General features: G+C 64.1%; 23 protein-coding genes and 1 pseudogene. 14 read left to right on the forward strand and 10 right to left on the reverse strand.

Annotated elements, in window-relative coordinates:
- The 7 genes and pseudogenes from AC1DGE_RS00005 to AC1DGE_RS00035 form a co-directional block, all read left to right on the forward strand.
- A pseudogene (locus AC1DGE_RS00005) lies at positions 1-184 on the forward strand (hypothetical protein); the annotation flags it as partial.
- A gap of 157 nt (positions 185-341) precedes the next feature.
- Complete coding sequence (locus AC1DGE_RS00010) at positions 342-1,052, forward strand: glycosyltransferase family 2 protein (protein WP_476916880.1); 711 nt, start codon at positions 342-344, stop codon at positions 1,050-1,052.
- On the forward strand, positions 1,049-1,735 hold the full coding sequence (locus AC1DGE_RS00015; RefSeq protein WP_476916633.1) for a TIGR04282 family arsenosugar biosynthesis glycosyltransferase: 687 nt from the start codon (positions 1,049-1,051) through the stop codon (positions 1,733-1,735). The genes AC1DGE_RS00010 and AC1DGE_RS00015 overlap by 4 nt, the downstream gene beginning before the upstream one ends.
- A gap of 11 nt (positions 1,736-1,746) precedes the next feature.
- Complete coding sequence (locus AC1DGE_RS00020; RefSeq protein ID WP_476893638.1) at positions 1,747-2,439, forward strand: class I SAM-dependent methyltransferase; 693 nt, start codon at positions 1,747-1,749, stop codon at positions 2,437-2,439.
- Positions 2,436-3,923 (forward strand): glycosyltransferase family 87 protein, encoded by a 1,488-nt coding sequence (locus tag AC1DGE_RS00025; RefSeq protein ID WP_476916634.1) that lies wholly within the window; start codon positions 2,436-2,438, stop codon positions 3,921-3,923. The genes AC1DGE_RS00020 and AC1DGE_RS00025 overlap by 4 nt, the downstream gene beginning before the upstream one ends.
- Before the next feature lie 62 nt (positions 3,924-3,985).
- Entirely contained in the window at positions 3,986-4,858 is an 873-nt protein-coding gene (locus AC1DGE_RS00030; protein WP_476916635.1) for an MTAP family purine nucleoside phosphorylase, read from the forward strand.
- On the forward strand, positions 4,858-5,919 hold the full coding sequence (locus AC1DGE_RS00035) for an NAD-dependent epimerase/dehydratase family protein (RefSeq protein ID WP_476909808.1): 1,062 nt from the start codon (positions 4,858-4,860) through the stop codon (positions 5,917-5,919). The genes AC1DGE_RS00030 and AC1DGE_RS00035 overlap by 1 nt, the downstream gene beginning before the upstream one ends.
- 58 nt (positions 5,920-5,977) lie before the next feature.
- On the opposite strand, the gene AC1DGE_RS00040 is transcribed toward AC1DGE_RS00035, so the two are convergent.
- From AC1DGE_RS00040 to AC1DGE_RS00050, 3 genes are all read right to left on the reverse strand, one after another.
- Positions 5,978-6,433 (reverse strand): hypothetical protein, encoded by a 456-nt coding sequence (locus tag AC1DGE_RS00040; RefSeq protein ID WP_476909807.1) that lies wholly within the window; start codon positions 6,431-6,433, stop codon positions 5,978-5,980.
- Positions 6,430-7,632: a molybdopterin-dependent oxidoreductase gene (locus tag AC1DGE_RS00045; protein WP_476909806.1), complete on the reverse strand. Its 1,203-nt coding sequence runs from the start codon at positions 7,630-7,632 to the stop codon at positions 6,430-6,432. Before AC1DGE_RS00045 ends, AC1DGE_RS00040 begins: the two co-directional genes overlap by 4 nt.
- A gap of 251 nt (positions 7,633-7,883) precedes the next feature.
- On the reverse strand, positions 7,884-8,345 hold the full coding sequence (locus AC1DGE_RS00050; protein ID WP_476916636.1) for a hypothetical protein: 462 nt from the start codon (positions 8,343-8,345) through the stop codon (positions 7,884-7,886).
- Positions 8,346-8,795: 450 nt separating this feature from the next.
- Here AC1DGE_RS00050 and AC1DGE_RS00055 point away from each other — a divergent pair, with 450 nt between their 5' ends.
- Together AC1DGE_RS00055 and AC1DGE_RS00060 are read left to right on the forward strand one after the other, a co-directional pair.
- Entirely contained in the window at positions 8,796-10,259 is a 1,464-nt protein-coding gene (locus tag AC1DGE_RS00055; protein ID WP_476916637.1) for a protein adenylyltransferase SelO, read from the forward strand.
- 52 nt (positions 10,260-10,311) lie between these two features.
- Positions 10,312-11,268 carry an amidohydrolase family protein gene (locus tag AC1DGE_RS00060; protein ID WP_476916638.1) on the forward strand — a complete coding sequence of 319 codons (957 nt, stop codon included), beginning with the start codon at positions 10,312-10,314 and terminating at the stop codon, positions 11,266-11,268.
- Between the two features lie 286 nt (positions 11,269-11,554).
- On the opposite strand, the gene AC1DGE_RS00065 is transcribed toward AC1DGE_RS00060, so the two are convergent.
- A complete protein-coding gene (locus AC1DGE_RS00065) occupies positions 11,555-11,788 on the reverse strand; it encodes a hypothetical protein (RefSeq protein ID WP_441418773.1) in 234 nt (77 codons plus the stop codon).
- A 53-nt stretch (positions 11,789-11,841) separates the two neighbouring features.
- Between AC1DGE_RS00065 and AC1DGE_RS00070 the strand changes: the two genes are divergently transcribed.
- Positions 11,842-11,970: a hypothetical protein gene (locus tag AC1DGE_RS00070; protein WP_476916639.1), complete on the forward strand. Its 129-nt coding sequence runs from the start codon at positions 11,842-11,844 to the stop codon at positions 11,968-11,970.
- Between the two features lie 39 nt (positions 11,971-12,009).
- Positions 12,010-12,165: a YciI family protein gene (locus AC1DGE_RS00075; protein WP_476916640.1), complete on the forward strand. Its 156-nt coding sequence runs from the start codon at positions 12,010-12,012 to the stop codon at positions 12,163-12,165.
- A 304-nt stretch (positions 12,166-12,469) separates the two neighbouring features.
- Here the strand turns inward: AC1DGE_RS00075 and AC1DGE_RS00080 are convergent, their stop codons facing one another.
- Positions 12,470-13,633, reverse strand: coding sequence for a low temperature requirement protein A (locus tag AC1DGE_RS00080; protein ID WP_476916641.1), 1,164 nt, complete (start codon positions 13,631-13,633; stop codon positions 12,470-12,472).
- Between the two features lie 541 nt (positions 13,634-14,174).
- Between AC1DGE_RS00080 and AC1DGE_RS00085 the strand changes: the two genes are divergently transcribed.
- The 3 genes from AC1DGE_RS00085 to AC1DGE_RS00095 all read left to right on the forward strand — a co-directional run bounded on the left by AC1DGE_RS00085 (position 14,175) and on the right by AC1DGE_RS00095 (position 16,761).
- Positions 14,175-14,393, forward strand: coding sequence for a hypothetical protein (locus tag AC1DGE_RS00085; protein WP_476916642.1), 219 nt, complete (start codon positions 14,175-14,177; stop codon positions 14,391-14,393).
- Between the two features lie 91 nt (positions 14,394-14,484).
- Positions 14,485-15,882: a sensor domain-containing phosphodiesterase gene (locus AC1DGE_RS00090; RefSeq protein ID WP_476916643.1), complete on the forward strand. Its 1,398-nt coding sequence runs from the start codon at positions 14,485-14,487 to the stop codon at positions 15,880-15,882.
- A gap of 390 nt (positions 15,883-16,272) precedes the next feature.
- Positions 16,273-16,761: a hypothetical protein gene (locus AC1DGE_RS00095; RefSeq protein WP_476916644.1), complete on the forward strand. Its 489-nt coding sequence runs from the start codon at positions 16,273-16,275 to the stop codon at positions 16,759-16,761.
- A 164-nt stretch (positions 16,762-16,925) separates the two neighbouring features.
- Here the strand turns inward: AC1DGE_RS00095 and AC1DGE_RS00100 are convergent, their stop codons facing one another.
- The 5 genes from AC1DGE_RS00100 to AC1DGE_RS00120 form a co-directional block, all read right to left on the reverse strand.
- Positions 16,926-17,972 (reverse strand): helix-turn-helix domain-containing protein, encoded by a 1,047-nt coding sequence (locus AC1DGE_RS00100; protein ID WP_476916645.1) that lies wholly within the window; start codon positions 17,970-17,972, stop codon positions 16,926-16,928.
- Positions 17,973-18,271: 299 nt separating this feature from the next.
- Positions 18,272-19,381 (reverse strand): hypothetical protein, encoded by a 1,110-nt coding sequence (locus AC1DGE_RS00105; RefSeq protein ID WP_476916646.1) that lies wholly within the window; start codon positions 19,379-19,381, stop codon positions 18,272-18,274.
- Complete coding sequence (locus AC1DGE_RS00110) at positions 19,356-19,817, reverse strand: helix-turn-helix domain-containing protein (RefSeq protein ID WP_476916647.1); 462 nt, start codon at positions 19,815-19,817, stop codon at positions 19,356-19,358. The genes AC1DGE_RS00105 and AC1DGE_RS00110 overlap by 26 nt, the downstream gene beginning before the upstream one ends.
- Positions 19,818-20,375: 558 nt before the next feature.
- On the reverse strand, positions 20,376-20,837 hold the full coding sequence (locus AC1DGE_RS00115; protein WP_441418760.1) for a hypothetical protein: 462 nt from the start codon (positions 20,835-20,837) through the stop codon (positions 20,376-20,378).
- Positions 20,834-23,353: a molybdopterin oxidoreductase family protein gene (locus AC1DGE_RS00120; protein ID WP_476916648.1), complete on the reverse strand. Its 2,520-nt coding sequence runs from the start codon at positions 23,351-23,353 to the stop codon at positions 20,834-20,836. Before AC1DGE_RS00120 ends, AC1DGE_RS00115 begins: the two co-directional genes overlap by 4 nt.
- Positions 23,354-23,637: the final 284 nt, after the last annotated feature.

The raw sequence follows: 23,637 nt of genomic DNA on the forward strand, positions 1-23,637 counted from the left end.
TTTCAACCTCGACGGCTCCACCCTCAAGCCCCTCCAGGCATCCGGTGACACCGCCGTCCTCGAAGGCACCCGCGTCCTGATCTCCGACACCGCCGCCGGCCTGCTGAACAAAACCTTCAAGACCGACGCCGTGAAGGCCGACATGCTCGTCGGCATCGCCAAGATCACCGTCAACACCAAGTAACACCCCACCAGGAAAACTCGCCGGATGCATGGTCTGCACCGGTGGGAAGTGCCACGGTTCCGCTTCTGCCGGCACCGTGGCACTTTTCCTTGCCTGGACCGTGGTGCGTCCCGGCCGACGTGGGCCTTCCCCGCCGTAGCCTTGAAAGGTGACTGAAATGACCGAAGTTTTGGTTGATGTGGTTCTACCCTGTCTGAACGAGAAGGGCGCACTGCCCTGGGTACTCGCGCGCCTGCCGGAGGGGTACCGGGCAATCGTGGTCGACAACGGCTCTACGGACGGTTCCGCTGAACTCGCCACCCAACTTGGTGCCATGGTCATTCGCGAGGAACGCCGCGGTTTCGGCGCTGCGGCCCACGCGGGCCTGCTCGCCTCCACGGCCGAATACGTGGCTTTCTGCGACTGCGACGGTTCGCTGGACCCGGCACAGTTACCGGCGCTGTTCGCCCCGGTCATCGACGGCAGTGCGGATCTGGTGCTCGGCAGCCGCCAGCCGCAGCGCGGTTCCTGGCCAGCCCATGCCCGTGTCGCGAACGTCGTCCTGGCTTGGCGGCTCCGTAGGCTGACCGGGGAACGGGTGACGGACCTTGGCCCAATGCGGGCGGGCCGCCGGGTCCAGCTGCTTTCGCTGGCATTGGAGGACCGTCGCAGCGGCTACCCGCTTGAGATGTTTCTGAAGGCGAGCCTTCGCGGCTGGAGAATCCTGGAACTACCCGTTCCGTACGCCCCCCGGACTGGCAAATCGAAAGTCACCGGCACCCTCCTCGGAACAATTACCGCGGTGCGGGATATGTCGGTTCAGCTCAGGGCGGCCGCGGCCGCCGCGGGTTCAGGACCGGTCCTCGAGCGCACCGGCGACGAATCATGAGCATGCGCAACCTGAATGATCTGACGGTGGCCGTCATCGCCAAAGAGTGTCTGCCCGGACGGGTGAAGTCCCGGCTTAGTCCGCCGTTATCTCCCGAGGATGCGGCCCATCTGGCGCAACTCAGCCTCAGCAGCACCCTGGAAACCGTCAGGCAACTTCCTGCGCGAGACCGACTTCTGGTTATGGACGGGGCCCCGACCGCGGAAGACGCAGAAGGTTTCGTTGTGGTGCCTCAGGTTTCCGGAGGACTCGACGAAAAACTCGCCGCCATCTGCGATGCCGCTTCCGGTCCGCTACTGATCATCGGCATGGACACACCACAATTCTCGCTGCACCATGTCGCCCCGTTGCTCAATGATTGGGGCACCGGAACGGTCGTCCACGACGCCTGGCTCGGGCCCGCCTCCGACGGCGGATTTTGGGCTCTCGCGCTTCGCAGGCCAACAGGCACCCTCATCCGGGGGGTGCCAATGTCCACCGACACCACCGGAGCCCACCAGTACGCCAGGCTCCGTGCCGCCGGCCTCACAACCGGTATGCTGCCCGAGTTGCGGGATATGGACTACTTCAGCGATGCAATGGAGATCGCTGCCGGGATGCCCGGCACCGAATTCTCGTCGGCCGTCGCACAAGCCGCGCCCGTCCTGCAGGACCAGGCACCGATCGCCGGGGCCGGGGGATGACGGCCGTCGGCATGACGCCGCTTGCGCTTTTCGGCCAGGGCCGACGGGAACCCTACGCCCGGGCCCTTGCGAACGGCTTCGGCACTCTGACACTGCGGCCGGACACCGAACAAGATGCTGCGCCCCCCGTTACTTTCGACGTCAGCAACTGGTGCGACGAGGCAAGCTCACTGGAGATTTCGCTGTTGAGGAACCTGCAGGGGCCCGTGCTCGACGTCGGATGCGGTCCCGGCCGGCTGCTGGCCGCAGCGCAGGACATGGGCCTGACGGCCCTGGGCATCGACACGAGTGCCGAGGCTGTCCACCGGGCCCGTGGCCGCGGCGCCCGCGCCCTCGAACAGTCCATATTCGCCCCGGTTCCCCACGCCGGGCAATGGCAATCCCTGGTCCTGCTGGACGGAAACATCGGTATCGGCGGCAGCATCACGACCCTGCTGCGCCGGTGCCTGCAACTCATCGCCCCCCAGGGGACTCTCCTGGTGGAAGTGGAAACCGATGCCGAACTGGACACCGTCTACGCGGCGGTCCTGGAAGACGCCCAAGGTAACCAAAGCGAGCCTTTTCGGTGGGCCAGAACCGGCGCCGCCGGTCTCGAATCCCGCGCACTCCGCGGAGGATGGACCATAAAGTCCGTCCACCACAGGCAGGGCCGCGTCTTTTGTCGACTCTCGCCAGCCATAGGTCCGGACGGATTCACAGCATGAGAGTCCGGCCGCAAACTGAAAGCACGCCCGGCGCGGCACGCGCTTCCGGGCGCCGGGCGGGAACCTACGCCGCTCTGGCCGCCGTGCTCATCCTGGCCGCGACAGTTCTTTGGTGGATGGTATTGCCGCGGAATCCCTTCGAGTCGGCTCCCATCGTCGGCACCTGCATCTCGTGGATATTGCTGATGGCGGCGGTCTTCCTGCTCAGGCGGGTGCCACGGTACCGCATTGGGGCGGTGATCATAGCGGGCACGGTTTTGCTTGGCGCGGTTGCCGTAAGCGCACCGCCACGGACCAGTAACGATTCTGCACGATACGCCTGGGACGGAATCGTTCAAAAGGCGGGAATCTCCCCGTACTCGCATGTACCGCTGGATGAGACACTTGCCGGCCTGCGCCCGGGCTGGCTGTTCGCGCCGGGCTCCTTAGACAGCGACGGCCGACCAGTTTGTGCCAAGGAGCTATTCGGCACTGAATCCGTCGCTGCCCTGGGGTATCCGTCGGGGACACCCTTGTGCTCGGCCATTAACCGCCCGCACGTGCACACCATCTATCCGCCAACCGCTGAGATTTACTTCCTCGGAGTGCGGGCGGCCGTTCCGGATTCGGTGGGGTACCTTCCTTTCCAGCTCGGCGGGCTGCTAATCAGTGTGGCCGTTGGAGTGATGCTGCTCCGCATTCTCGCCGCCCGCGGGATGCCCCTCCATCTGGCCGCAGTGTGGGGGTGGAGCCCTTTCGTGCAGCTCGAGGCAATCAACAACGCCCACGTTGATCTCTTGGGCGGCGCCCTCATTCTCGCTGCAGGAATCCTTCTGACAGCAGGAAAGCCGCTCCGCTCTGGCGTTGCATTCGGAGCCGCAGTGGCAACGAAACTCATTCCGGCCATCGCGGCCCCGGGATTACTGTTCAAGCGCCCGGCACGTTTCATCGCCGCCGCCGTGGCGACGTTCACGCTGCTCTACGTGCCTTATCTGGCGTTCGCGGGAGCGGGAGTCCTCGGATTCCTCCCCGGTTACCTCAAAGAGGAGGGCTACAGCCAAAGCGGCGGGATCCGATTCGGCCTGGCCCAGATCGTCGCGGCCGGGCCTTGGATCCCCGTACTGAGTGCGGCCGCCCTGGCTATCGTCGCTCTCGGTGTGCTTAGACGGACCACGGCGGCGAATCTCTGGGAACAGCAGACGGTCATGATCGGGCTGACCCTGCTGATCGTGAGCCCGAACTACCCGTGGTACGCACTGATGCTCATGCCGTTCATCGTCTTGAGCCGCCGCTGGGAATACATCAGCGTCATTCTGGCTCTGGGCGTGATCTACATGGTTCCCTCGGCCGCCCCATACAGTGAGCCTCTTAACCAGGGCGTCCTCCTCTTGGCCGCCTCCACCGTCGCGACCGGAGCGTGGCTTCGACGCCGCCGTGGAATTGCAACGGCTGCCCATCAGCGGCTGCAGGCCGAGGCAAGTCACCTCGCGGCCGCACCCCAATGACCCCGGTGACCGACCCACAGAGACGATTTCAAGCAAGTTCCAACAATTGGCAGGATCGCGTTATGCATAACCAATTTCCCCGCATCCCCCGCGTCGGCGTCATCGGAGGTTCCGGTACTTATACTCTCCCCGGCGCAACGGTGCAGGCCGTCGTCGACGTCGACACACCCTTTGGGCGGCCTTCGGGGCCGCTGACATTTGCCGAGGTGGCCGGACAGACAGTGGCCTTCCTCCCCCGGCACGGCGGGGAGCACTCGCTTCCGCCGCAGAAGATCAACTACCGTGCCAACCTTTGGGCACTCAAGAGCGTCGGGGTCGAGGCGGTCTTCTCATCCTCCGCCGTGGGCGGGTTGCGGGAAGGCTTCGGGCCCGGGACATTCGTGGTCACGGACCAACTGATTGACCGCACCTGGGGCCGGGCCGACACGTTCTTCGACGGAACCACCGCCGACGGCGCCGCGCCGGCCGGCGTCCAGCACTTGCCGGCGTCGGACCCGTTTTGCCCGACACTTCGATCGTATCTGCACGTTGCCCTTGATCAGCTCCAGCTGCCCAGCGCCCCCCAAGGGACAGTGGTGGTCATCAACGGACCGCGATTTTCCACCAGGGCCGAGTCGCAGTGGTACGTCTCCGGCGGGGCTGACATTATCAGCATGACCCAATATCCCGAACCCGTCCTGGCCGCGGAGCTGAACATGGGCTTCGCCAATCTGGCGTTCGTCACAGACTCCGACACCGGCCACGACGGTTCCGAACCGGTCACGGCTGAAGCCGTCTTCGCGCGGCTGAAACATGCCCAGGTCAACGTCCTTGCCATCCTTGAGACAGCCCTCGCCGCCGTCGGCGCCGACTATGCCGCCAGGCCGCTCATGGACCCGGAAGCCGTGCGCCGAATCATGGCGCTCGCTCCGGTCGGCCCGTCAGCGGGTCTCTGATGAGACTCCTCGTGACCGGCGGCGCCGGCTTCATCGGATCCCACATCGTCGAAGCTGCTCTCGCCAAGGGGTGGAGTGTTCGGGTCCTCGACTCCTTGGACGCTTCCCTGCACCCGCACAAACCGGCTTTTGACCGGCGCGTGGACCTCGTCACGGGAGATGTGACGGACCCGGCTGCCGTGGAGTCGGCGTTGCAGGGAATCGATACCGTTTGCCATCAGAGCGCAAAAGTCGGCCTTGGGGTCAGCTTCGCCGACGCACCTGACTACATCCGCAACAACGATTACGGCACGGCCATCCTGCTCGCCGGGATGGAGTGCCACGGCATCACCCGCCTGATTCTCGCCTCCTCGATGGTGGTGTACGGCGAGGGCGCCTACGTCGATCCGGGAACCGGCCGGCCGGTCAGGCCCGGTCCCCGCTCGGAGGAGGACCTTCGCGCCGGCATCTACGATCCACGCAACCCGGAAACCGGCGCCGTTCTGGTCCCCGCGATGGTCACCGAGGATGCCGTCATGGATCCGAGGAACGTCTACGCAGCATCGAAGCTGAGCCAGGAGCACCTCGCCTCCTCGTGGGCCCGGAGCACCGGGGGTTCGGCGATTGCCTTGCGTTACCACAATGTCTACGGACCCAGGATGCCCAAAGACACGCCGTATGCCGGGGTCGCTTCCCTCTTCCGGTCGGCCCTGGCCCGCGGTGAAGCTCCGCGTGTCTTTGAGGACGGAGCCCAGCGCCGAAGTTTCATCCACGTACGGGATGTTGCGGCAGCAAATATCGCCGCCGCCGAGTCGCTGTCCGACGACGGCGCCCCGGCCTTTCGCGCCTACAACGTCGGTGCGGACGAGGTCCACACCATCGGTGACGTGGCGGCCGCGTTGAGTGCCTTCAGCGCCGGTCCGGCGCCCGTAGTCACCGGCGAGTATCGGCTCGGCGACGTCCGCCACGTCACGGCCTCCTCGGAGCGGATCAAGGCCGAACTCGGCTGGGCTCCGAACGTCGGATTCGACGACGGCATGCGGGAATTTGCTACCTCTCCCCTGCGCGGCGACCGGGTGTAAGCCACCGGCGCCGGCAGGCTTTCCGGCCCCGGGACTGTTGCCGAAAGGATCTGCCGGGTCAGCGGCGGCGGACCCGCCCGGTCCCGCGGGCTCTTCGTTCCAGGGCAAAGATGGTCACGGCAGAGCCGCCCGCAAGGAACGCCCAGAACCATGTGAGGGAGGCGGCGTAGTTGGCTTCCAGCACGGTGGTGCTCTGCGCGACGGACTGGGCCTTCACCAGAATTGCAGCAATCAAGGTGATTACCGCACCACTTAGCAGCGCGCCGCGGAGCACTGCGGCCGAGAGCGGCTGGAGCTTCGACCCGGCCCTCGTCAGGCCTGCGCCCGCAAGAGTGGAGAGCGGCACAATGACGCCGTCGTGAATAAGGACGGCAACGGCCATCCACGTCAGCAGTCCGATCAACTGCTCCGGCCCTAACTGGGTGGGCAGGCCCAGCAGTCCGTATCCCAGCATGGCGATACCGGCGGCGCCGAGGGCCGCACGTGCGGCTTTGACGGAGTTCGGCGTTTTCACAGGACCTCGATACTTTGCAGCCATTTGGTCTGGAGGACTCCGGGCCGGCCGGGGGCGATGATGCGGGCCGGATAGCCATGATCGAGATCGAGTACGGAGCCGTTCAGCTCCAGGGCCACCAGCGTTTTTTCGTCCCGGGCGTATTCCGGGGCCATGGTCATCAACCGGTAGGCGCCCTCCGGTTCCAAGCTGGTGACACGAAGGGTGGACCCGGCCGGAGCCCCCACGGCGTCCATCAAGTCCCTGACCAGGACCCCGCGCCACTGCGCAGTCTGGCTCCAGCCCTCGACGCATGCGATGGGAAGTTCGTGGGTGTGCTGGGGCATTGCCTTGAGCTGGGCAAGGCTGAAGGTCCGGCGGGAGTCACCGTTGCGTACCAGAAGGGTCCAGTTGGCGTCATTGGCCGCCTCTGTGACGCTGGCAGCTACAGCCGTTCTGTTGACCGGCACCCCCTGCGGCCCGGTGCCCATCTTGCGCGGAGCGAAAAGGTTTAGCGGTGCAAGCACGGCGAAGGATTGTCCGGCGGTCGTCAGCACAACCGATCCGGTCGCCGTTGCCACACCCATCAGGAATGCCCGCCGGGACCATCGTCCGCGGCCCGGACTGCCGGCGACGGACGCCCGCCCGTGCGAGTCCATCCCGCCGTCGGAGGGCTTGCCGGCCTGCCCTCCCGCGGAACGGGCACGCCAGTTGGTGGCGATGACGGGTAGCTTGACCGCGATGTGCAACAGCAGCGATCCCCAGATCACCCAGGCCAACCAATAATGCGTCTCACGAAACGGAAAGGGCCACGGATACCATTTGTAGGTGTTGATCAGCCCGGTGGTCAGCTGCACTAGAGATGCACCGAGGAATAAGGCTATCGAGGCCCGCTCGAGGCCATGCAGCAGAGACTTCACGGGCGGCCACTTGAGCAGTTCGGGGTACACGGACCACAGCTTTGCCAGAAGCAGAGGAATCGAGGCGATGCCGGCAGTTACGTGGAGTCCCTGCGTCAGTTGGTAGATCCAGACCGGTCTGGTCGGAAAGAACATCCAGGACGGCGGATTCTGGAGTCCATGACTGAAGAGGCCGGTCAGGAAACATATTGTGAAGCTGACCCCGAGCCAGCGGCCCACCACTACCGTCAGGCGTGAACTGCGGGTCGGCGATGCGAACTTTGCGGCCAAAGCTTGAGTGAGCTTCTGCGGGTTGGGCATTTGCATGTCGTTATCACTCCACCGTTCTGTGGCCCCGGGGCCAGTCTAATCCTAGAGCCGAGAACGCCACGGACCCCCAAGGTCCGTGGCGTTCTCAACCATTCCTGGTGGGGTGTTACTTGGTGTTGACGGTGATCTTGGCGATGCCAACGAGCATGTCGGCCTTCACGGCGTCGGTCTTGAAGGTTTTGTTCAGCAGGCCGGCGGCGGTGTCGGAGATCAGGACGCGGGTGCCTTCGAGGACGGCGGTGTCACCGGATGCCTGGAGGGGCTTGAGGGTGGAGCCGTCGAGGTTGAATGGTCAGTTCGACCTTGGTGTCACCGGCGGTGAGGGAGAACCCGGAGCCGGCGTGGCTGATCAGGCCCTGGACGTAGGGGCGGTAGTCCTTGGCCGGGTCGTAGTAGTCGACCTTGCCGCCGGTGATGGGGAAGACCAGCGAGCCGTCGGTCAGTTTGGCGGTACCGACGGTGCCCGGGGTGAGCTTGAGGGTTTCCAGGGCTTTCGCGAAGGAAGCATCGAGCTTCACCGCGGTGGAGACGCCGGTCAGTGCCGGGATCGAGGCGAGCGGCTCGGGCTTTTCAGCCGCAGCCGAGGAAGACGCCGAGGTGGCCGGAGCGGAGGAAGCGTTGTTCGCCGGGCTGCAGGCAGCCAGGGAAAACATGAGCGAACCGGCAGCGGCAACGCCGAGGAAAGTCTTGATGGATGTACGCATGGGAGTGCTCCTTGGAAATGGCTCAATGGGTGTCCCGTCCCCGCCGCCCTGGTAGGGGCTGACTTTTTCCTGCGGGTCCGGCTTGGTCTGTCAGGAGTACTTCGGCAACACCCGCCCTCCCGGATGGGTCCACACCGAACCGACACCAATCCGTTACCAACGCAATGGGGGTGTCCTCGGCTCAGTTATGCGGGTTCCAGCTGGGGCCTGAGGTTCTGTAAACCAACCTTCGTGCGGGATTTGATCGTGCCATCCGATGGATTCCGGGGATTCGCGATGCCGTCTTGGGGGATGGCGGGCGCGCTCAAACGGCCAAAAAGAAAGGCCGGCTGGGGCGCTGAAGTTGGCCGGATTGCGGAGGTTTTCGGGGGTGTGGCGGCTTTTCAGAGTCTGGAACCCGGTTCGAGTCCCACCTCGGGCACAGTGGTTCCGCGGGGCTATTCTGGATGCATGGATGCCGTGTCCCTACCAGCCGTCACGTTGAGCGGCCACTTCGCCCGGGACTTTCCGGAGATGGCCATTGCTTGGCGGGCAGAGGACATGCCTGACCCTCGTTTACTGGTGCTCAATGAGCCGCTGGCAACCGAACTGGGCCTGGACGCTGACTTCTTACGAAGTGCCGAAGGGATGGGCCTGTTGACCGGGCATCGGCTCCCGGTCGATGCCACGCCGGTCGCGCAGGCTTACGCGGGACACCAGTTCGGCTGGTACGCCCACCGGCTCGGCGACGGGCGCGCCCTCTTGCTCGGCGAGATCACGCACGCCGACGGCATGCCGCGGGACGTGCATCTCAAGGGTTCCGGACGTACACCGTTCGCCCGCGGGGGAGACGGTCTGGCCGTCGTCGGGCCGATGCTCCGCGAATATCTCATCAGTGAAGGCATGCACGCGTTAGGCGTTGCCACCACACGGTCCCTGGCCGTGGTGGCCACGGGGCGTCCCGTGCAGCGTGACACTGTGTTGCCCGGAGCCGTGCTCACCCGCGTCGCTACGAGTCATGTGCGCGTCGGCAGTTTCCAGTACGCCGCGGCCAGGGGCGACGTCGGCCTCGTTCGCCGCCTCGCCGACTATGCGATCACCCGGCACTATCCGGCGACGGAGCGGGCCGAAAACCCCTACCTAGCCCTCTTCCGCTCGGTGGTTGGTGCGCAGGCGTCGCTGGTGGCCCGCTGGATGCTGGTGGGATTCGTCCACGGGGTAATGAACACCGACAACATGACGATCTCAGGCGAGACCATCGATTACGGCCCGTGTGCTTTCATGGACGCGTTCGACCCTGCCGCCGTCTACAGTTCGATCGACGAAACAGGGCGCTACGCCTATCGGAACCAGCCAGTCGTGGCGGAATGGAACCTCGCCCGTCTCGCCGAGTCGCTGCTGCCGCTGCTGCACGAGGACCAGGAGACAGCCATCCAGCTTGCAGTGGAATCACTGGACGATTTCCGCCAGCAGTACAGTGCTGCCTGGGCGGCCGGAATGAACAGGAAGCTTGGCTTCCGTCCAGGGCTCGGGGATGAGGTGACATCCCCCCTCGTCGAGGAGTTGTTGACCCTCCTGCGGCAGGGACACGTGGACTACGCCTCGATCTTCCGCAGCCTAGGCAAAGCGGCCCGCGGCCGCCCTGAGCCAGCCCGGCAGCTCATACCGGATAGGACGGCTTTTGATGACTGGGCTGGGCGCTGGCGTGCCTTGAACCCGGACGCCGACGCGATGGACCGGGTTAATCCGGCGTACATTCCCCGCAACCACCTGGTGGAGGAAGCCTTGGCCGCTGCCACCGGCGGCGACCTGGAGCCGCTGTTCCGGCTGATGGATGCGGTCACCGACCCGTATAACGAACGCCCCGGTCTCGAGCGATACGCCATGGGCGCGCCCGATGACTTCGGCGCGTACCGCACGTTCTGCGGAACCTGAGCCGTTGACCCGCTCAAGCAGACTGAACTGAACCTGTTGGCAGGGGATTCGGATGGGCCCGCCGTACCGTATCGACACCCACCAGCACATCGTTCCGCCGGGGTATGCGCGGTGGATGCGTGACAAGGGGATAGACCCCGGTGGGATCGGTCTGCCGCCGTGGTCCGAGCGCTCCGCGTTGAAGTTCATGGACAGGCACGAGGTGCAAACCGGCATTCTTTCCCTGTCCACGCCCGGCGTCTATTTCGGGGACGTGATGGAGGCGCGGCTGAGGGCGCGCGAGGTGAACGAGTTCTGTGCGGAGGTGGTGGCCGCGCGGCCGGACCGGTTCGGGTTCTTTGCGGCGCTCACCCTGCCGGACGTGGAAGGCGCCCTCGCGGAGGCCCGGTACGCCCTGGACACCCTCCTGGCGGACGGGATCGTGTTGCCGGCCAACAACGACGGCCGCTACCTCGGAGACCCGGGATTTGAACCCTTGCTGGAGTTCCTGCACCACCGCCGGGCCGTGGTCTTCATCCACCCCGGTGAGCTGCCCGCACCGCCGGTGCCGGGCATACCCGCCTTTGCCGCGGATTTCATGCTCGACACCACCCGCACCGCTATCAGCCTTGTCCTGTCCGGTGCGATGGAGAAGTTCCCCGGCATTAAGTTCGTCCTGGCGCACGCAGGCGGATTCGTGCCCTTCATCGCCTACCGGATCCTGCTGACCATGCTCCTCGACAGGGACCTGGCTCTCAACGCGCTGGCGGCGTTGGGAGACAAGAAGCAGTCCGTCCTGCGACGTTTTTACTACGACGTCGCCCTGTCCGCCAGCCCGGCGGCGTTGCCCAGCCTGCTTGAGGTAGCTGACCCGGGTCGCATCACGTACGGCACTGACTTCCCGTTCGCCCCCTCCGCGGCCATCGATTTCCTGAACATGCAGTATGAGAAGTATCCGCTGGATCCCGTACTGCGCGCGGCGATTGACCGCGGCAACGCCGAGGCGCTGTTTCCCCGTCTCCGCCTTTGACCGGAATTAGCCGTTGTTTGGCTAAAGTCGGAGAATGGCCGGACCGTCTCGGAGTGGGAGCATCGCTGCTTGAGACCGCAGCTGTATCGGGCGACTCAGGACGAAGCCCACCGATCCTCCCGCCGGTACCTCCGATTCCCCAACCGAGACAGCACACTATGACCAGGACCGTGGAGACGGCAAGCCCGGACATCAAGCGGCCTTCGTAGACTCGTCAGGCGGGGCGCCGGAGGACCGGATAAAAACGGGGGAGGCGGCGTCCTGGAAAACCCGACGCGGAGGCGCCTCAGCGGGTGTCGTCGCGCTGCGTGAACTCGTGATCCAGTTCGTAGTGGCGGAATTCCGTTTCGCGATCCGATTCACCCGCAACGACGACCTCATGGTCGAGCTGGCGCTGGACCTGGCTGTCCAGTACCTGCAGGTCGTTGTCCGTCATCACTTCCAGATCTTCCGGGAACGCGTCGTCCGGGGTCAGCCGCAGCTTGTCCGTCATCTCTTCGCCAATCTTTGAGCCGTACATTCGTCTATTGTCGGATCAGTGTACTGAGTTATGGCCGCAAGACTCTCCTGTGTATGAAGCGGCACACCGCGGCCGCTGCGATAGGTAGCTTCTGGCACATGGAATTTGTGGTGCTGTACACGCTGCGCGAGGGCGCTGACCGGTCACGCATCCTCGAACCGTTTCCCCGCCACAAGGCCTAATACGAGGACTTCCGCGAGGCAGGCGGCGAACTTGTAACCTTGGGCCCGTTCCAGACGACGGATCCCGCAGCGGGTTCGATGGGCATCTTCACGTTCCGCGAGGATGCCGAGCGCTTCATCGGCGAAGACCCGTTCAGGGTCGAAGGACTGGTGGAGCCGCGCATTCTGGAATGGGACGCCGTCCACTTCGAGTAGGCCGCTACCGGCTACACCTTCCACAGAACCGTCCTTGGTCAGATGACCAGCGGCCTCCCCCATCATCGTGGCGTCCGAGTCGGTCCTCGTGTACTCCGTCCGCAGCCCCTCCCTGCTTCGTGTGGTCTCTGCTGTGAGCGCAGTGTTTCCGCAGGTCAGAGGCCTTACGGGCGTGGGAGGTGGACAAGCCTCCAAGAATTTGTGGCGTGCTTCGTAACATCTCTCCCGTAGCCCGCGTTCTGAAGTTCACAAGATGAACGGCACTGCGTCGTTCTTGCTCTGTTGGCGGATCCGGCGCTCCGCCTCAGCGGGGCCCTCGTTCCGTTCGGCGGCGACGGTTCACGGCATCTGCAACCGCTACACCTATGAGGGGGAGCGCGGCGCCCATGGCGGCAACGAAGGCCGGGAGGAGAAAGCTCAGATTTGCCAGCACCGCCAGGGCTCCGATGCCGGCGAGATCAGATGGTTGGCGGTGGCCCAGTACCCGCCGGATAAAAAATCCACGGCCGGCTAGGAAGAGAGCCGGGCCGCCAAAGAGGAACAGAACTGTGGCAAGATCGGGGCGGGCAGCCGGATCACTGATGGTGAGCTGATCACCCACCGCCACCAAGATCAAGCCTGCCAGTAGCACGACCAAGGTGTTGCCCGCCAAGATGCCGGGTCGGAACTGATCATCAACAGAAGCAAGCTTTTTCAGAATTTCCTGTTCGAGGCTATAGAAGTAGCACCACCAGATCGCGACGCTTCCGGCCAAACTTACTGTTCCGGTCACAAATATCAAAGGGTCCTCCAGGTTGCCGGCAATCGCCAGACCGGTTGAGAGGATCGTCTCGCCAAGCGCGATCAGGTAGAACAACCCGAACCGCTCAAAGATCCTTTCTCCCGGGAGTGGGACCCGGCTTCCTTCGGTCTTCTGTCCAGGCAACCGGTGAGCCAGCATATGGCCGCCCAGATCGATCGCGGCAGCGACACCCCAGAACATCAGACGGGGCCCCGGACCGAAAAAGACGCCGGCAATCCAAAACGGAGCGCTCATACATCCCCAGATCAGCGTGCGCACGAAATGGTTGTGGGTGGTGCCGTCAAGTCCCACAGTCAGTAACCATGCACCCCGGCCCAGCTGGACCAGTAGATAGCTCGCGGCAAAGAGCCAGCCGAAGGCGCCAAACGCTGAGCCGATTGAGGCGTTCATGAATAGTGTGATCAGCATGACGATCAGTAGCATCCACTGCACCTCAAACCGCGAAGTGTCCAGCAACGTGGCCGCCCAGGTCGTGTACACCCACACCTTATAGACCGCGAGAAGAAGCACAAACGTCTCACCGGCCGCCACCCATGAAGGATGCTCCAGCAAGTGATGGGAAAGCTGCGACAGCGCGAACACAAAGACCAGATCGAAGAATAGCTCAAGCCGCGTAACCCGGCTTCCGGAGGTTGCGGAACGCATCAGCGACGTGGCACGGAACATTAGCATCCTCCACTGAGCCAGGAGCGGACGGACGCCCGTCCTATTGTCGAAAGACTGACGACGGTCAGTAGAGAAGTCAAGGGGGAAATTGCCGGAGAGGTGTTACGGCGCACCCTCCGTCGGCGTGATGGTATCGGCGTGCGCGGGCGAACCCTTCCGGGGACTCCGGATCCCTGCGACCTCGGTCCAGGCCAACGGCCTGTCCTCACAATGAGCCAGAAGAGCCGCCGCTCAGCTCGGGAACGCGGTCCGAGAGCTCCGTGGCAGCTTATTTAGTCAGCGTAATTCCTTTTTCACCTCACGAAACAGCCCATCCTTCGCCCAGCACTGAGCGGCTCCTGCACGAATTGATTGGTCCGGGATCAAAGAATGCACGCTTTGGAACAACACCCCGGTTTTTGCACGGCCACCGATCGTAGGATTTTTTGAAGGCGGGCACGCAGCTTCCGGCGAGGTTGCAGAGCCACACGAGTGGCTCCGCTCAGGGATGCCGACCGCGGGAGCGAACTGCCTTTGAGTGCTATCAGAACAGGAACGACCTATGACCACCGCCGCCATCGGAATGACTTACTACGTCACAGCAGACGAGCCCCACTTGTTAGCCGAACGCCTCGATGCCGCTGAGGAAATGGCCCGGGCCCGGACGCTGATGGAAGGTAATCACGGAATTCTCGTGACCCGACATGGACCGAACTCGTTCACAGTAAACCTGAGCCAGGACGTTCCCTATGGAACCACTCAGGAATGCGACCTCGCCTAGAACGGGACCGTGCCGGCAACATACCCTCCCGCGTCACCGCATACCTGGAGGGATATCGCCGATGCTGAACCCAAATGATCCAATATCCGAAATGAGCAAGAAGGCTCGCATGTCCCCAGCCCCCACCGTCACCGGCCAAACTCGAACATCAGCATGCGGACGATGGTTGCTGGCCGTTCTGTCACTGTGGGTGCTATCCGCGCTGTCGATACTGCTGCCTCTCCTGGTTGGTCTTCAGCCTTGGAACGGTCGCGGGGTCCCCCGCGAATTGTCCGTCTTCGCCTCGATACTGCTCCTTCCGGTTCTCCTTCATGCGGCCTGGAGCCTTGTCCGGCAACAGCGCCGCGATCAGATCGAGGCGTCGACGACCGCCAGACTGATGGACGCGGTCCTGGGCGCAACCAAAGTTTGGCTCTGGGCTGTAGGAGCAGATGGCCGGTTCACCTTCTCCAGCGTGGCAAGCCGGGAGCTGCTCGGCTACGAGCCCTCCGACCTTGTGGGACGACCGTGCAGTCTCATCATCGACCTTTCCGACCTCAAGACCGCACAGGAACCAGACCCAAGTGCCGGCCGAGTAGGGCTTTTGCTGTCCGCCCGTCACCGGGATGGGCGGCGACGGAGCATCGAGGTCGTCGGATGGCGTCGGTCGGACGTGGAAGGCTGGGGAGCAGGATTTGAGGGAATCGCGCGGCCGCCGGCAGACTGCGCGGTGCAGCGCCCGGCAAATCAGGCGATCGCGGCGCGCCTCGATCGCCTGATCGCCACTCGGACACTGATCACAGCGTTTCAGCCGATCTGTCATCTGGGAACCGGCGAGATTATCGGCGCCGAAGCGCTCACTCGCTTCGTCAGCTCTCCTGTAAGGTCCCCGGATCAATGGTTTGCCGACGCCGATTCAATCGGGCGGGGCGCCGAACTCGAATTCCTCGCTTTGGAAACAGCCTTGCTCGCCGCTGCGGATCTTCCTGACCACCTCTATATCGCCGTCAATCTCTCCCCATCGGCATGCCTTGACCCGAGGCTAAGTGACATTGTGGGGAAATCAGGTGTGAAGCCCGAGCGTATCGTCGTAGAGCTGACCGAGCACTCAGCCGTCGCTGATTATGCACGCCTCGCGGCAGCATTGGCTCCGCTGAGAAGCGCTGGCTTACGCATTGCTATCGACGACGTCGGCGCCGGGTTCTCGTCGATGCGCCACATACTCAAGCTCGACCCAGAGCTCATCAAACTCGACCGGACAATCGTTGCGGGAATCGACAACGACCCGAAGCAGAGGGCCCTATGCGCGGCGATGGTCAGTTTCTCGTCACAAATCGAGGCATGCCTGGTCGCCGAGGGAATCGAAACCCATGCAGAACTGGCGGCCGTTACCGAGATGGGAGTGAACGCCGGGCAGGGCTACCTCTTGGGTCGGCCATCTGTTTTGTCGGCGGACTGGTCCCATTGGAGGCAGCGGAACCGGTCGTCACCGAATGAAGATGCCGAATGAAATGACACTTGAACGGTCACTGCTTCGGAGCCGGTCAGCCTCCGGCCAATGCTTCTGACTGGCGCGGGTTTGCGCGCTTTGCCGGGCCAGGAGCACCCACGCCACGTCTATGCGGAAAGTATTCAGATGACATCAGGTCCCAAAACCGTCCTTTGGACGATGCTCATAGGTGTGGACGCCGCCCGGGACCACATCCGCGGCGCCGCAGTCGAATCAGGTTTTAGGGCTAAGCCCTGCGATGAGGACAGTATCAATATCGAGGTACCGTTTTCCCTCCGCAAGCGACGTCGAGCCGTGCGGTTTACTGCTACCGTACGACCGTCCGCGCGTGGTGCAGACGTGGTCTGGACACCACATCAGGGGCCGCTGAACCATGAGCATTTGGCCAGTATGGAGGAAACGCTGCCCGAGGGGGTCATGGACTACCACGGGCTTGAGGACGCCGTGTTGCGGGCAGGTCTCTCCCTGGGCGGGCGGGCTGAGTTTCGCGCCGTGGTCCGTGTGCTGGCGCGAGACGAAACCGTCCGGGCTATCGGGAGGGGGAACCTGAATGAGGCTGCCGGATACGTCGTCCTCACGACCAGGCGCCTCCTCGTCATCGAAGCGTCCGGCCTCGGTTGCCGAACACTCCTCGATGCTCCGCACGGATCCATCGAAGCACTTTCGCTGGGTAAGAGAAGCACCGGGGAAATCATCCGGGTCGCCCTGCCCTCAGGCCCGATCGTCATTTCGCGGCTCGGCCACGGAGAAGGCCACGGCATCATCAAGACTTACAGGGAAGAAAAGAAGGAGCGAGCCCGCTTCGTCCCCTCCTCGGCGGGGCACAGTTCGGCCCCTTTGTCCCCGAAGTCCATGACCACAGCTGTCACCTCCGACTAAGCGCTGGCTCTGCGACCTGCCGTTTGCGCCGCGGGACGGGCCGGTGCGGGCCCGTGGTTGCGTCCCGGTAGATAAGCCCGGCTGAAAGGGACCACCTACCGGTCAACCGACTACGACGAAGGGCTGGCACGGACGGTATGCCTTCGAGATCCGGTCCTGCCGGTTCACGGTCCGGTCAGTTTCTTTAGTTCGGCGGCTCGTGTGCGCAGGAGTTCCGGGTTCTCCTGCACGTCGCTGAGCGAGACCCCTGTAAGTTCCCTGACGGCCCGCCTCATGGCTTGCAGGCTTGCGAACCCGCTGGCGCCCGCGATGTCCGTCAGAGAGCGTTTCCAGGCGGTTTCTTCGGCGAGGAGCTCGAGGGCTTCCAAGGTCCTCAGGGCCCGGATGTGTCCGCTGACCTGGAGCGTTTCGTTTTCGAAGAGATAGTAAAGGGCCCGGCGTGAAAGAAATGAGTAGGCCACGACCTCGTCAACGGTGAGGGCACGGTTTCTGAAGTTCTTGCGCATGAACTTCTTGATCGTTGCGATGCGGGCCAGTCTTAGATCGCCGGGATCGGCCGTGGTTTCGAGCAAGGAGCTGACCAGAGCCGTCATCATCGACCGCACGACCGGTTGGAGACGCTGCATCTCCTGCGCTATGGCTGTCCGCTGCCAGCCGGACAGGGCTGGAAGAATCAGCCCACGTATCAGGGGGTTTGCCCTGATATCGCCCAGTCCCTGCAGCCGTTTCACTGACCTGTCGTCCACGCCCAGCAGGCCTCGATCGAAATGGACCCGCACCGCGCTTAAGCCAGCCGGCGCATGGAAGTTGCCCGGCAAGGAAAGATCAAAGAACCTGACCGTACCGGGAGAGACGGCCTCGGAGCGTCCCGAGAAGCTGAACTTGTCGCACGAAGTCCTGAAATACACGAGCCAGTCGCTCGGCCGTGTCTCCCCGTTCCAATAGCAACTAGCGGGTTCATTCGTGACGTCAACAAGGCTGAACCCGGGGCAATCGAGGCTCATGGCGGTTGGATTGAAACCTGGACGCACGAGCCTTTCGGTTTTTTCCAGCCGAACAGGAGCATCAATGGCGCTGCCGTACCAGCTCCGCCAATGTTCGAATTTTTCCTCGGGCTTCAGCCCGGGGGGAACACTGTAGCGTCTGATCTGGCCGTGCGGTGACGCGTCCGGACCGCCGGCAACGACGTTGCCGCGAGATATGTTTTCCATGGGCTTGGAACCTTCCAGCCGAACAGAGATTCAATGTGCCACGTCGCTGCTACAGCAAGAATGCTCGTATTGTACGGGTGGTCGATCGCCGGTAAATTCTACCGCGGTGGCCGCCCAGTTGCGGCGGTACCCAAGTCCTTGCTGATTTGCGTACCCGCACGCGCGTTGCAGCGCTGACCTCCGCAACGTTATTCAAGACCCGAGAGCCGTTTGGTAGGAGACTCCGGATCGCTGGGCCACATCAGCGTGTATCCGGTCCTAGATCCGGCAATGCCGGAAATCCGCCTTGAGGGTCCGCACTATTCGTCTTCGTCGACCGCCTGGCGGCGATGACGTTCGCGTTGGCCGTACGCGGCCCGAAGAATGTCGTCCTTTGACTCGAAGCCTGAGCCCAACGCTCCACCGATGAGCGCCGCCGACGTCGTCATCCAGGCGACTTCCACGAAGTCCCAAACAGTCACCGGATGTTGCAGGGTCTGTGCCAACAGGGAGTCGTCGATAGTGAAGGCCGCGGCCAGCAGCACGGCCACGAACAGCAGGACGTAGCTGATCACGACCCCGATCATCAACGACCACACTGTAGAAGTGTTGTACAACGAAGCCTTGTACCGTTCGAGGGTGCCGTCGCGCCGGGGGCTTTCCCAGAGATCGTGTTGGGTGATAATCCAGAACACCATAGAGCTGATCGAAAGGGCCATCAACAACGTCAGCCTCGGCGCCCCCAGCAGGTCTGCGAGTTGCCAGATGGTGTTCGTGACAAGGGCGAAGGCACCCGTGGCGATCGCGGCGGCCATGGCGCTTCTGAGTCCGAAGACCAAGCGCCAAGGTCGGTTCGCCCGCAGCATGCCCGCCAGCAACCGTCCGCGGCCGAGCCGGGTTGCCGAGACATAGCGGAACCCAATCGGCCCCTCGTCAGGAACAGCAGTTTCAATATGCCTGGATTGGTGCAGCGAAGGCGGCCCAAATTCTACGGGGGCGTCCTCGGGATCGAAGTGGCGGTGCATCGCCCAGCCCAGATCGGCGACAGCGGTGCGGACCCGGCGGTCGATGTTGAAGGCGCCGAGCGCGGGCAAGGAAACCAGCGAAATCGGCTCTCCAAGCGCAACTTCCGCTACTACGGTCCGGCCCTCGAAACGAATCGGAAGATCGGTGAGGCAGACCATGACATCCCATGCGCTGAGGGCCCGGTACTTCGCCAAAGAGCCCAGCATCGGCGCCAACCCATCGCCGGCCGTAAAGTCCCGGTACTCGATCACCACCGACCACTCGTGGCGCTCATCGGCAAGATTGAGAAGCTGGCGCACTTCGCGGCCGTTGCGCTCGGCGAACTCAGCGGTGACCTCCGGTTCGGCGAGAACGCCCAGCGTACGGGCACTGTTGGGGTTAATGTCGTCCGAATGTTCCGGCACGCCCGGCCTCCAATGGTTCAGGGTCCAGAAAAAGGACGTCACTCTCGGCGTGCACGCGTGCAGGGCCAGCCGGGTCTAGGGGGTCGGTAAGGTCGAAACAGGTGATCTGCCGGATGGAATTCAAGCGGTGCCGCAGAGTGCTTCGATTGATCGTCAGGCCTTCGGCCGTTCTGTCATAGTTGTCGCCGTGGTCCAGGCACTGGGCCGGGGTCTGCACCAACGCATATCGCCAACTCGGCCCCGCGCATGGAAGAACCGAGGCCCTGCCATTGAGACGGCGGACTTCCTGATCCTGAGTTAACGTTGCGAGTTCGAGGACGGGGGTCAGCTCCAGATTCACCGCTAGGTAACGGGCATTGAACTCACCAAACGACGTCTCCGACACCGCCTGCGCGGCCTTGTTGAGGATTTCCTCTGCCACACGTCGATCGATCATTGTGATCCTCGTCTCTGTCCACAGCATAGGGGATCTTGCAGGGGATACAACCCTGGCGAACCGAATCCGATGACCCCGGTGATCGGGACTCGGCATAGCGGGTTTGTCCCATCACCGATCTAAGGTCAGCAATTTTCGGATCCCGCGGCACGCCGTCGTGAAACTGAAAGCTCGGGGCAGGATGCCCAATGCCGTACCTGGTCCGGATGCCGGTGACGCACACGGGGGTGCCGAAGACGCAGCCCCGGCTGCCGCGGGCATCGGAATCTACGGTGTCACAGTCCCCGTTTCCACGACCGGGACATCGTCCTTGACGCCCAGTCGGGCCGGGCGGCGGGCCGCTCGGGTGATTCGAAGAACAGCATTACCCTCGGTCCGAGGCCGGGAAACAGCCAGGGAAGGTGAAGACCTGCTCCGACTGCTCCGGTCAAAGCCAGAACGATGAGAGAAAACACCGCGGCGTCGATGGCCGTCTCCATGTGCTCCGGCGGGATGCAAGCAGCTTCAGCAGTGGCTGTCTCATGGGGTCCATTTCACCTTTCGCTCGCTTCGAAACGACTAGCGCGCTACCACCAGGGCCTGCGGTGCCGCTTGTTTCATGCGGGTCTGCAGCCAGCGCAGCTGCACGGAAGTCTCGCTGTCGCACCGGGCGACGACGTCGAGGAGTTCGCGGTCGCGGAGGGCGGAGCCCGCTTGTTTCACCATGGTCCAGGTGACGTCGACGAGGCTGGCCAGCAGGTAAAGGTCCTGAAGGTCGCGGAGCAGGCCCACCGGTCCCTTGCGTGTTGTGGAAAGCCCCTCGGCATGGAGGCGCTCCGGTTCGTCCTCGTGTAGGACCTCGCCGTACCGCTGCACCGCAGGGAGCAGTAGGCGGCTGTGCTCCTCGCACTGCTGGGCCAAGGTATGGCAGAGGAAATGGACGTCCGGTTCCGCACCATGGCCCGCCGCCACCTGGCGGAAGGACTCGGCCAGCGTAGCTTCGGCCTGGCGAAGCAGGCCCAGGTAGATGTTCAGGTTCATGGTTGTTCGTCCTTTCCGCTGCGGACGCCAGCGCCCGGGTTGATCGCCTCCGGGAAACGTGGCGGCGTCGCGGCGCCGAGCAGCTCCGTGGCTTCGGCGTCCGTGCCGCCGGCCGTGGGCCGGGGCGCCCGCTGTCCCGACGCCGAAGCGGGACGGGACGCCGTCGTGGTCGGCGCCGGTGCTGGGCCGGTACCGTCACCGATCTTTTCCACCTTCACGGCTGCGTTCTTGAAGACCGGCTGCTTCGAGACCGGATCCCACTCGGTGAGGGTGAGTTCGTTTGCGGCTGTGGGGTGTTCCCCGGGGKAGCCGTCCCCGTCCCAGTATCCGTAGTGGAACGGTGCGAAGACGGTGCCTCGTCGGATGTCGCTGACCCGGGCCGGGACTTCGATCCGGCCACGCCGCGACGTCACCCGGACGAGATCGCCTTCCCGGATCCCCAGCCGCTCGGCGTCGTCCGGGCCCAGTTCCACCCAGGCGCTGGGGGCGGCTTGGGTAAGCGGACGGGACCGTCCGGTCTTGGTCCGGGTGTGGAAGTGGTAGGCGGTGCGGCCCGTGGTGTAGCGCAGCGGGTACTGCCCGTCCGGTTCCTCGTGCGGAGGGGAGTAGTCGGCGGTTTTCAGGATGGCCCGGCCGCGCGGGACGCTGGCGCGGAACGACTCGGCGCCCACGGTGGCGCCGGTCAAGAGGTCATGCCCGTAGCTTTCGCAGTAGTCCGGGTCCGTGGGGAAGACGCCGTCCGCGTAGAGCCGCTCCCGGCCGTCCGGGTTCTCGTCATTGCACGGCCAAGGGATGCCGCTGCCGCCGCGAAGCCGGTCGTAGCTGATGCCGGTGTAGTCGCAGGGCCGGCCACGGGAGCATTCCTTCCACGCCTCGAAGCCGTCCTCCGGGCCGGCCCACGGAAGCAGCGGTTCGCGCTGCAGGGTGGTGAACCCCATCCGGCGGGAGTAGTCCAGGAAGATGTCCAGGTCGCTGCGCGCTTCACCGGGCGGTTCGACGGCCTTGTCCGAGAGGTGGACGATGCGGTTGACGTTCGTGAAGGTCCCCGTCTTTTCGCCCCAAGCCGCGGCGGGCAGGACGACGTCGGCGGCCTGCGCCGTTTCGGTCAGGTACAGGTCCTGCACCACCACGAACAGCTCGGGTTTGGCCAGGATGCCGCGGATCCGGGGCAGGTCCGGCATGGAGACCGCCGGGTTGGTCGCCGAAATCCAGAGGAACTCGATTGAGCCCTGCTCGGCGTAGCGGAAGATCTGCATCGCATGGGTCGGTGGTGCCCAGTGCGGGATGACCAAGGGGTCCACGTCCCAGAGCTCGGCCAGTTCCCGGATGTGCTCGGGGTTTTCCCAGTTCCGGAAGCCGGGGAGGTCCCCGTCGGCGCCGCATTCGCGGTTGTTCTGCGCGGTGGGCTGGCCGTTCATCTGCAGGATCCCGCAGCCGGGCCGCCCCAGCAGCCCGCGGAGCAGGTGGAGGTTGTTGACCTGGCAGGAGGCGGCGGTGGCTTGCGCGGACTGGTAGAAGCCCTGCAGGACGGTGGAAAGCACGCGGGCCGAAGTGCCGAAGATGTGGGCGGCCTCCCTGATGTCCGCGGCGCTCACGTCACATACCGCTGCCGCCGCTTCTGCCGTCCAAGGTTCGACGGTGGCCTTCAGTTCCTCCAGCCCGACTGTGTGCTCGTTTACGAACTCGTTATCGAGCCAGCCGTGGGCAAGGATCTCGTGGACAAGGGCGTTCATGAGGGCGAGGTTGGTGCCGGGCCGGACGGCGAGGTGCACGTCCGCGTGGCGGGCGACCTCCGTTTCGCGCGGATCAACGCAGACGACCTTGGGCCGGTCCGGTCCGGCGATGCGGTCCAGCACGCGTGACCACAGGACGGTCTGCGTCTCGGCCATGTTGTGTCCGTAAAGGAAGATCGCGTCGCAGCTGTCGATGTCGGTGTAGGTCCCGGGCTGTCCGTCGGCTCCGAAGGACTCCTTCAAGGCCGCCGCCGCGGTCGCGGTGCACAGCCGGGTGTTGCCGTCCATATGCGGGGTTCCGATACCGGCCTTCCCGATCATGGCCAGGGCGTAATACTCCTCAAGGAACAGCTGGCCACTGGTATAGAAACCGTGGCTGAGCGGTCCGCGTTCCTGCAGCAGCTGCTGGCTCCGCTCGGTGATGCGGTTCATCGCCGTGTCCCAATCGCATTCGACCAGTCGGCCGTTTTCGCGGATCAAGGGCCGCTTTAGGCGGTCGCGGTGGGAGACGCCCTGCCAGCTGGCGAACAAGCCCTTCGGCCCCAGCCGGCCGTGGTTGACCAGGTCTCCAGCGCGGCCGCGGATACCGACCATGGCACCGTCCTTCACGGCGATGTCGCACGCGCAGCCGTTGCTGCAGAGCACGCAGGCGGACTGGACCCAGCGGTCGACGTCGTCCTCGGTGACACCCTCGCCCAGCGCCTGGTCCACCCTGACAGGCCAGAGCCCATCCCTGGGGTAAGGCGTCCTCGCGCCCCAAATTTCGGCAATCCGGTCAACCATTGTGGTCCTCCTGAACGTTCGGGCCGCCAGAAAGTGCTGGCCGCGATAGAACCAGGCCAATCCTCGCCTGGCTCCCGATTGATGATGGATTGTCCCTCCCGGCATTGCAGTCAGGCCGGGAATGAGAGAGACCGCTCAAACGCAAGGGGACTTCCAGCAGCAAACATCAGATTTAGCACCAAGGCCGACTCCCGTCCATAGGTGCGCTCTCTGGCAGCGAATCCCAAGCAGCAAGGGTGCGGCACCGGGCGCGAACCTGCGCAGAACAGATGTATCAACTTCGA

The sequence above is a fragment of the Arthrobacter sp. 05N425 genome (genome assembly GCF_056397125.1).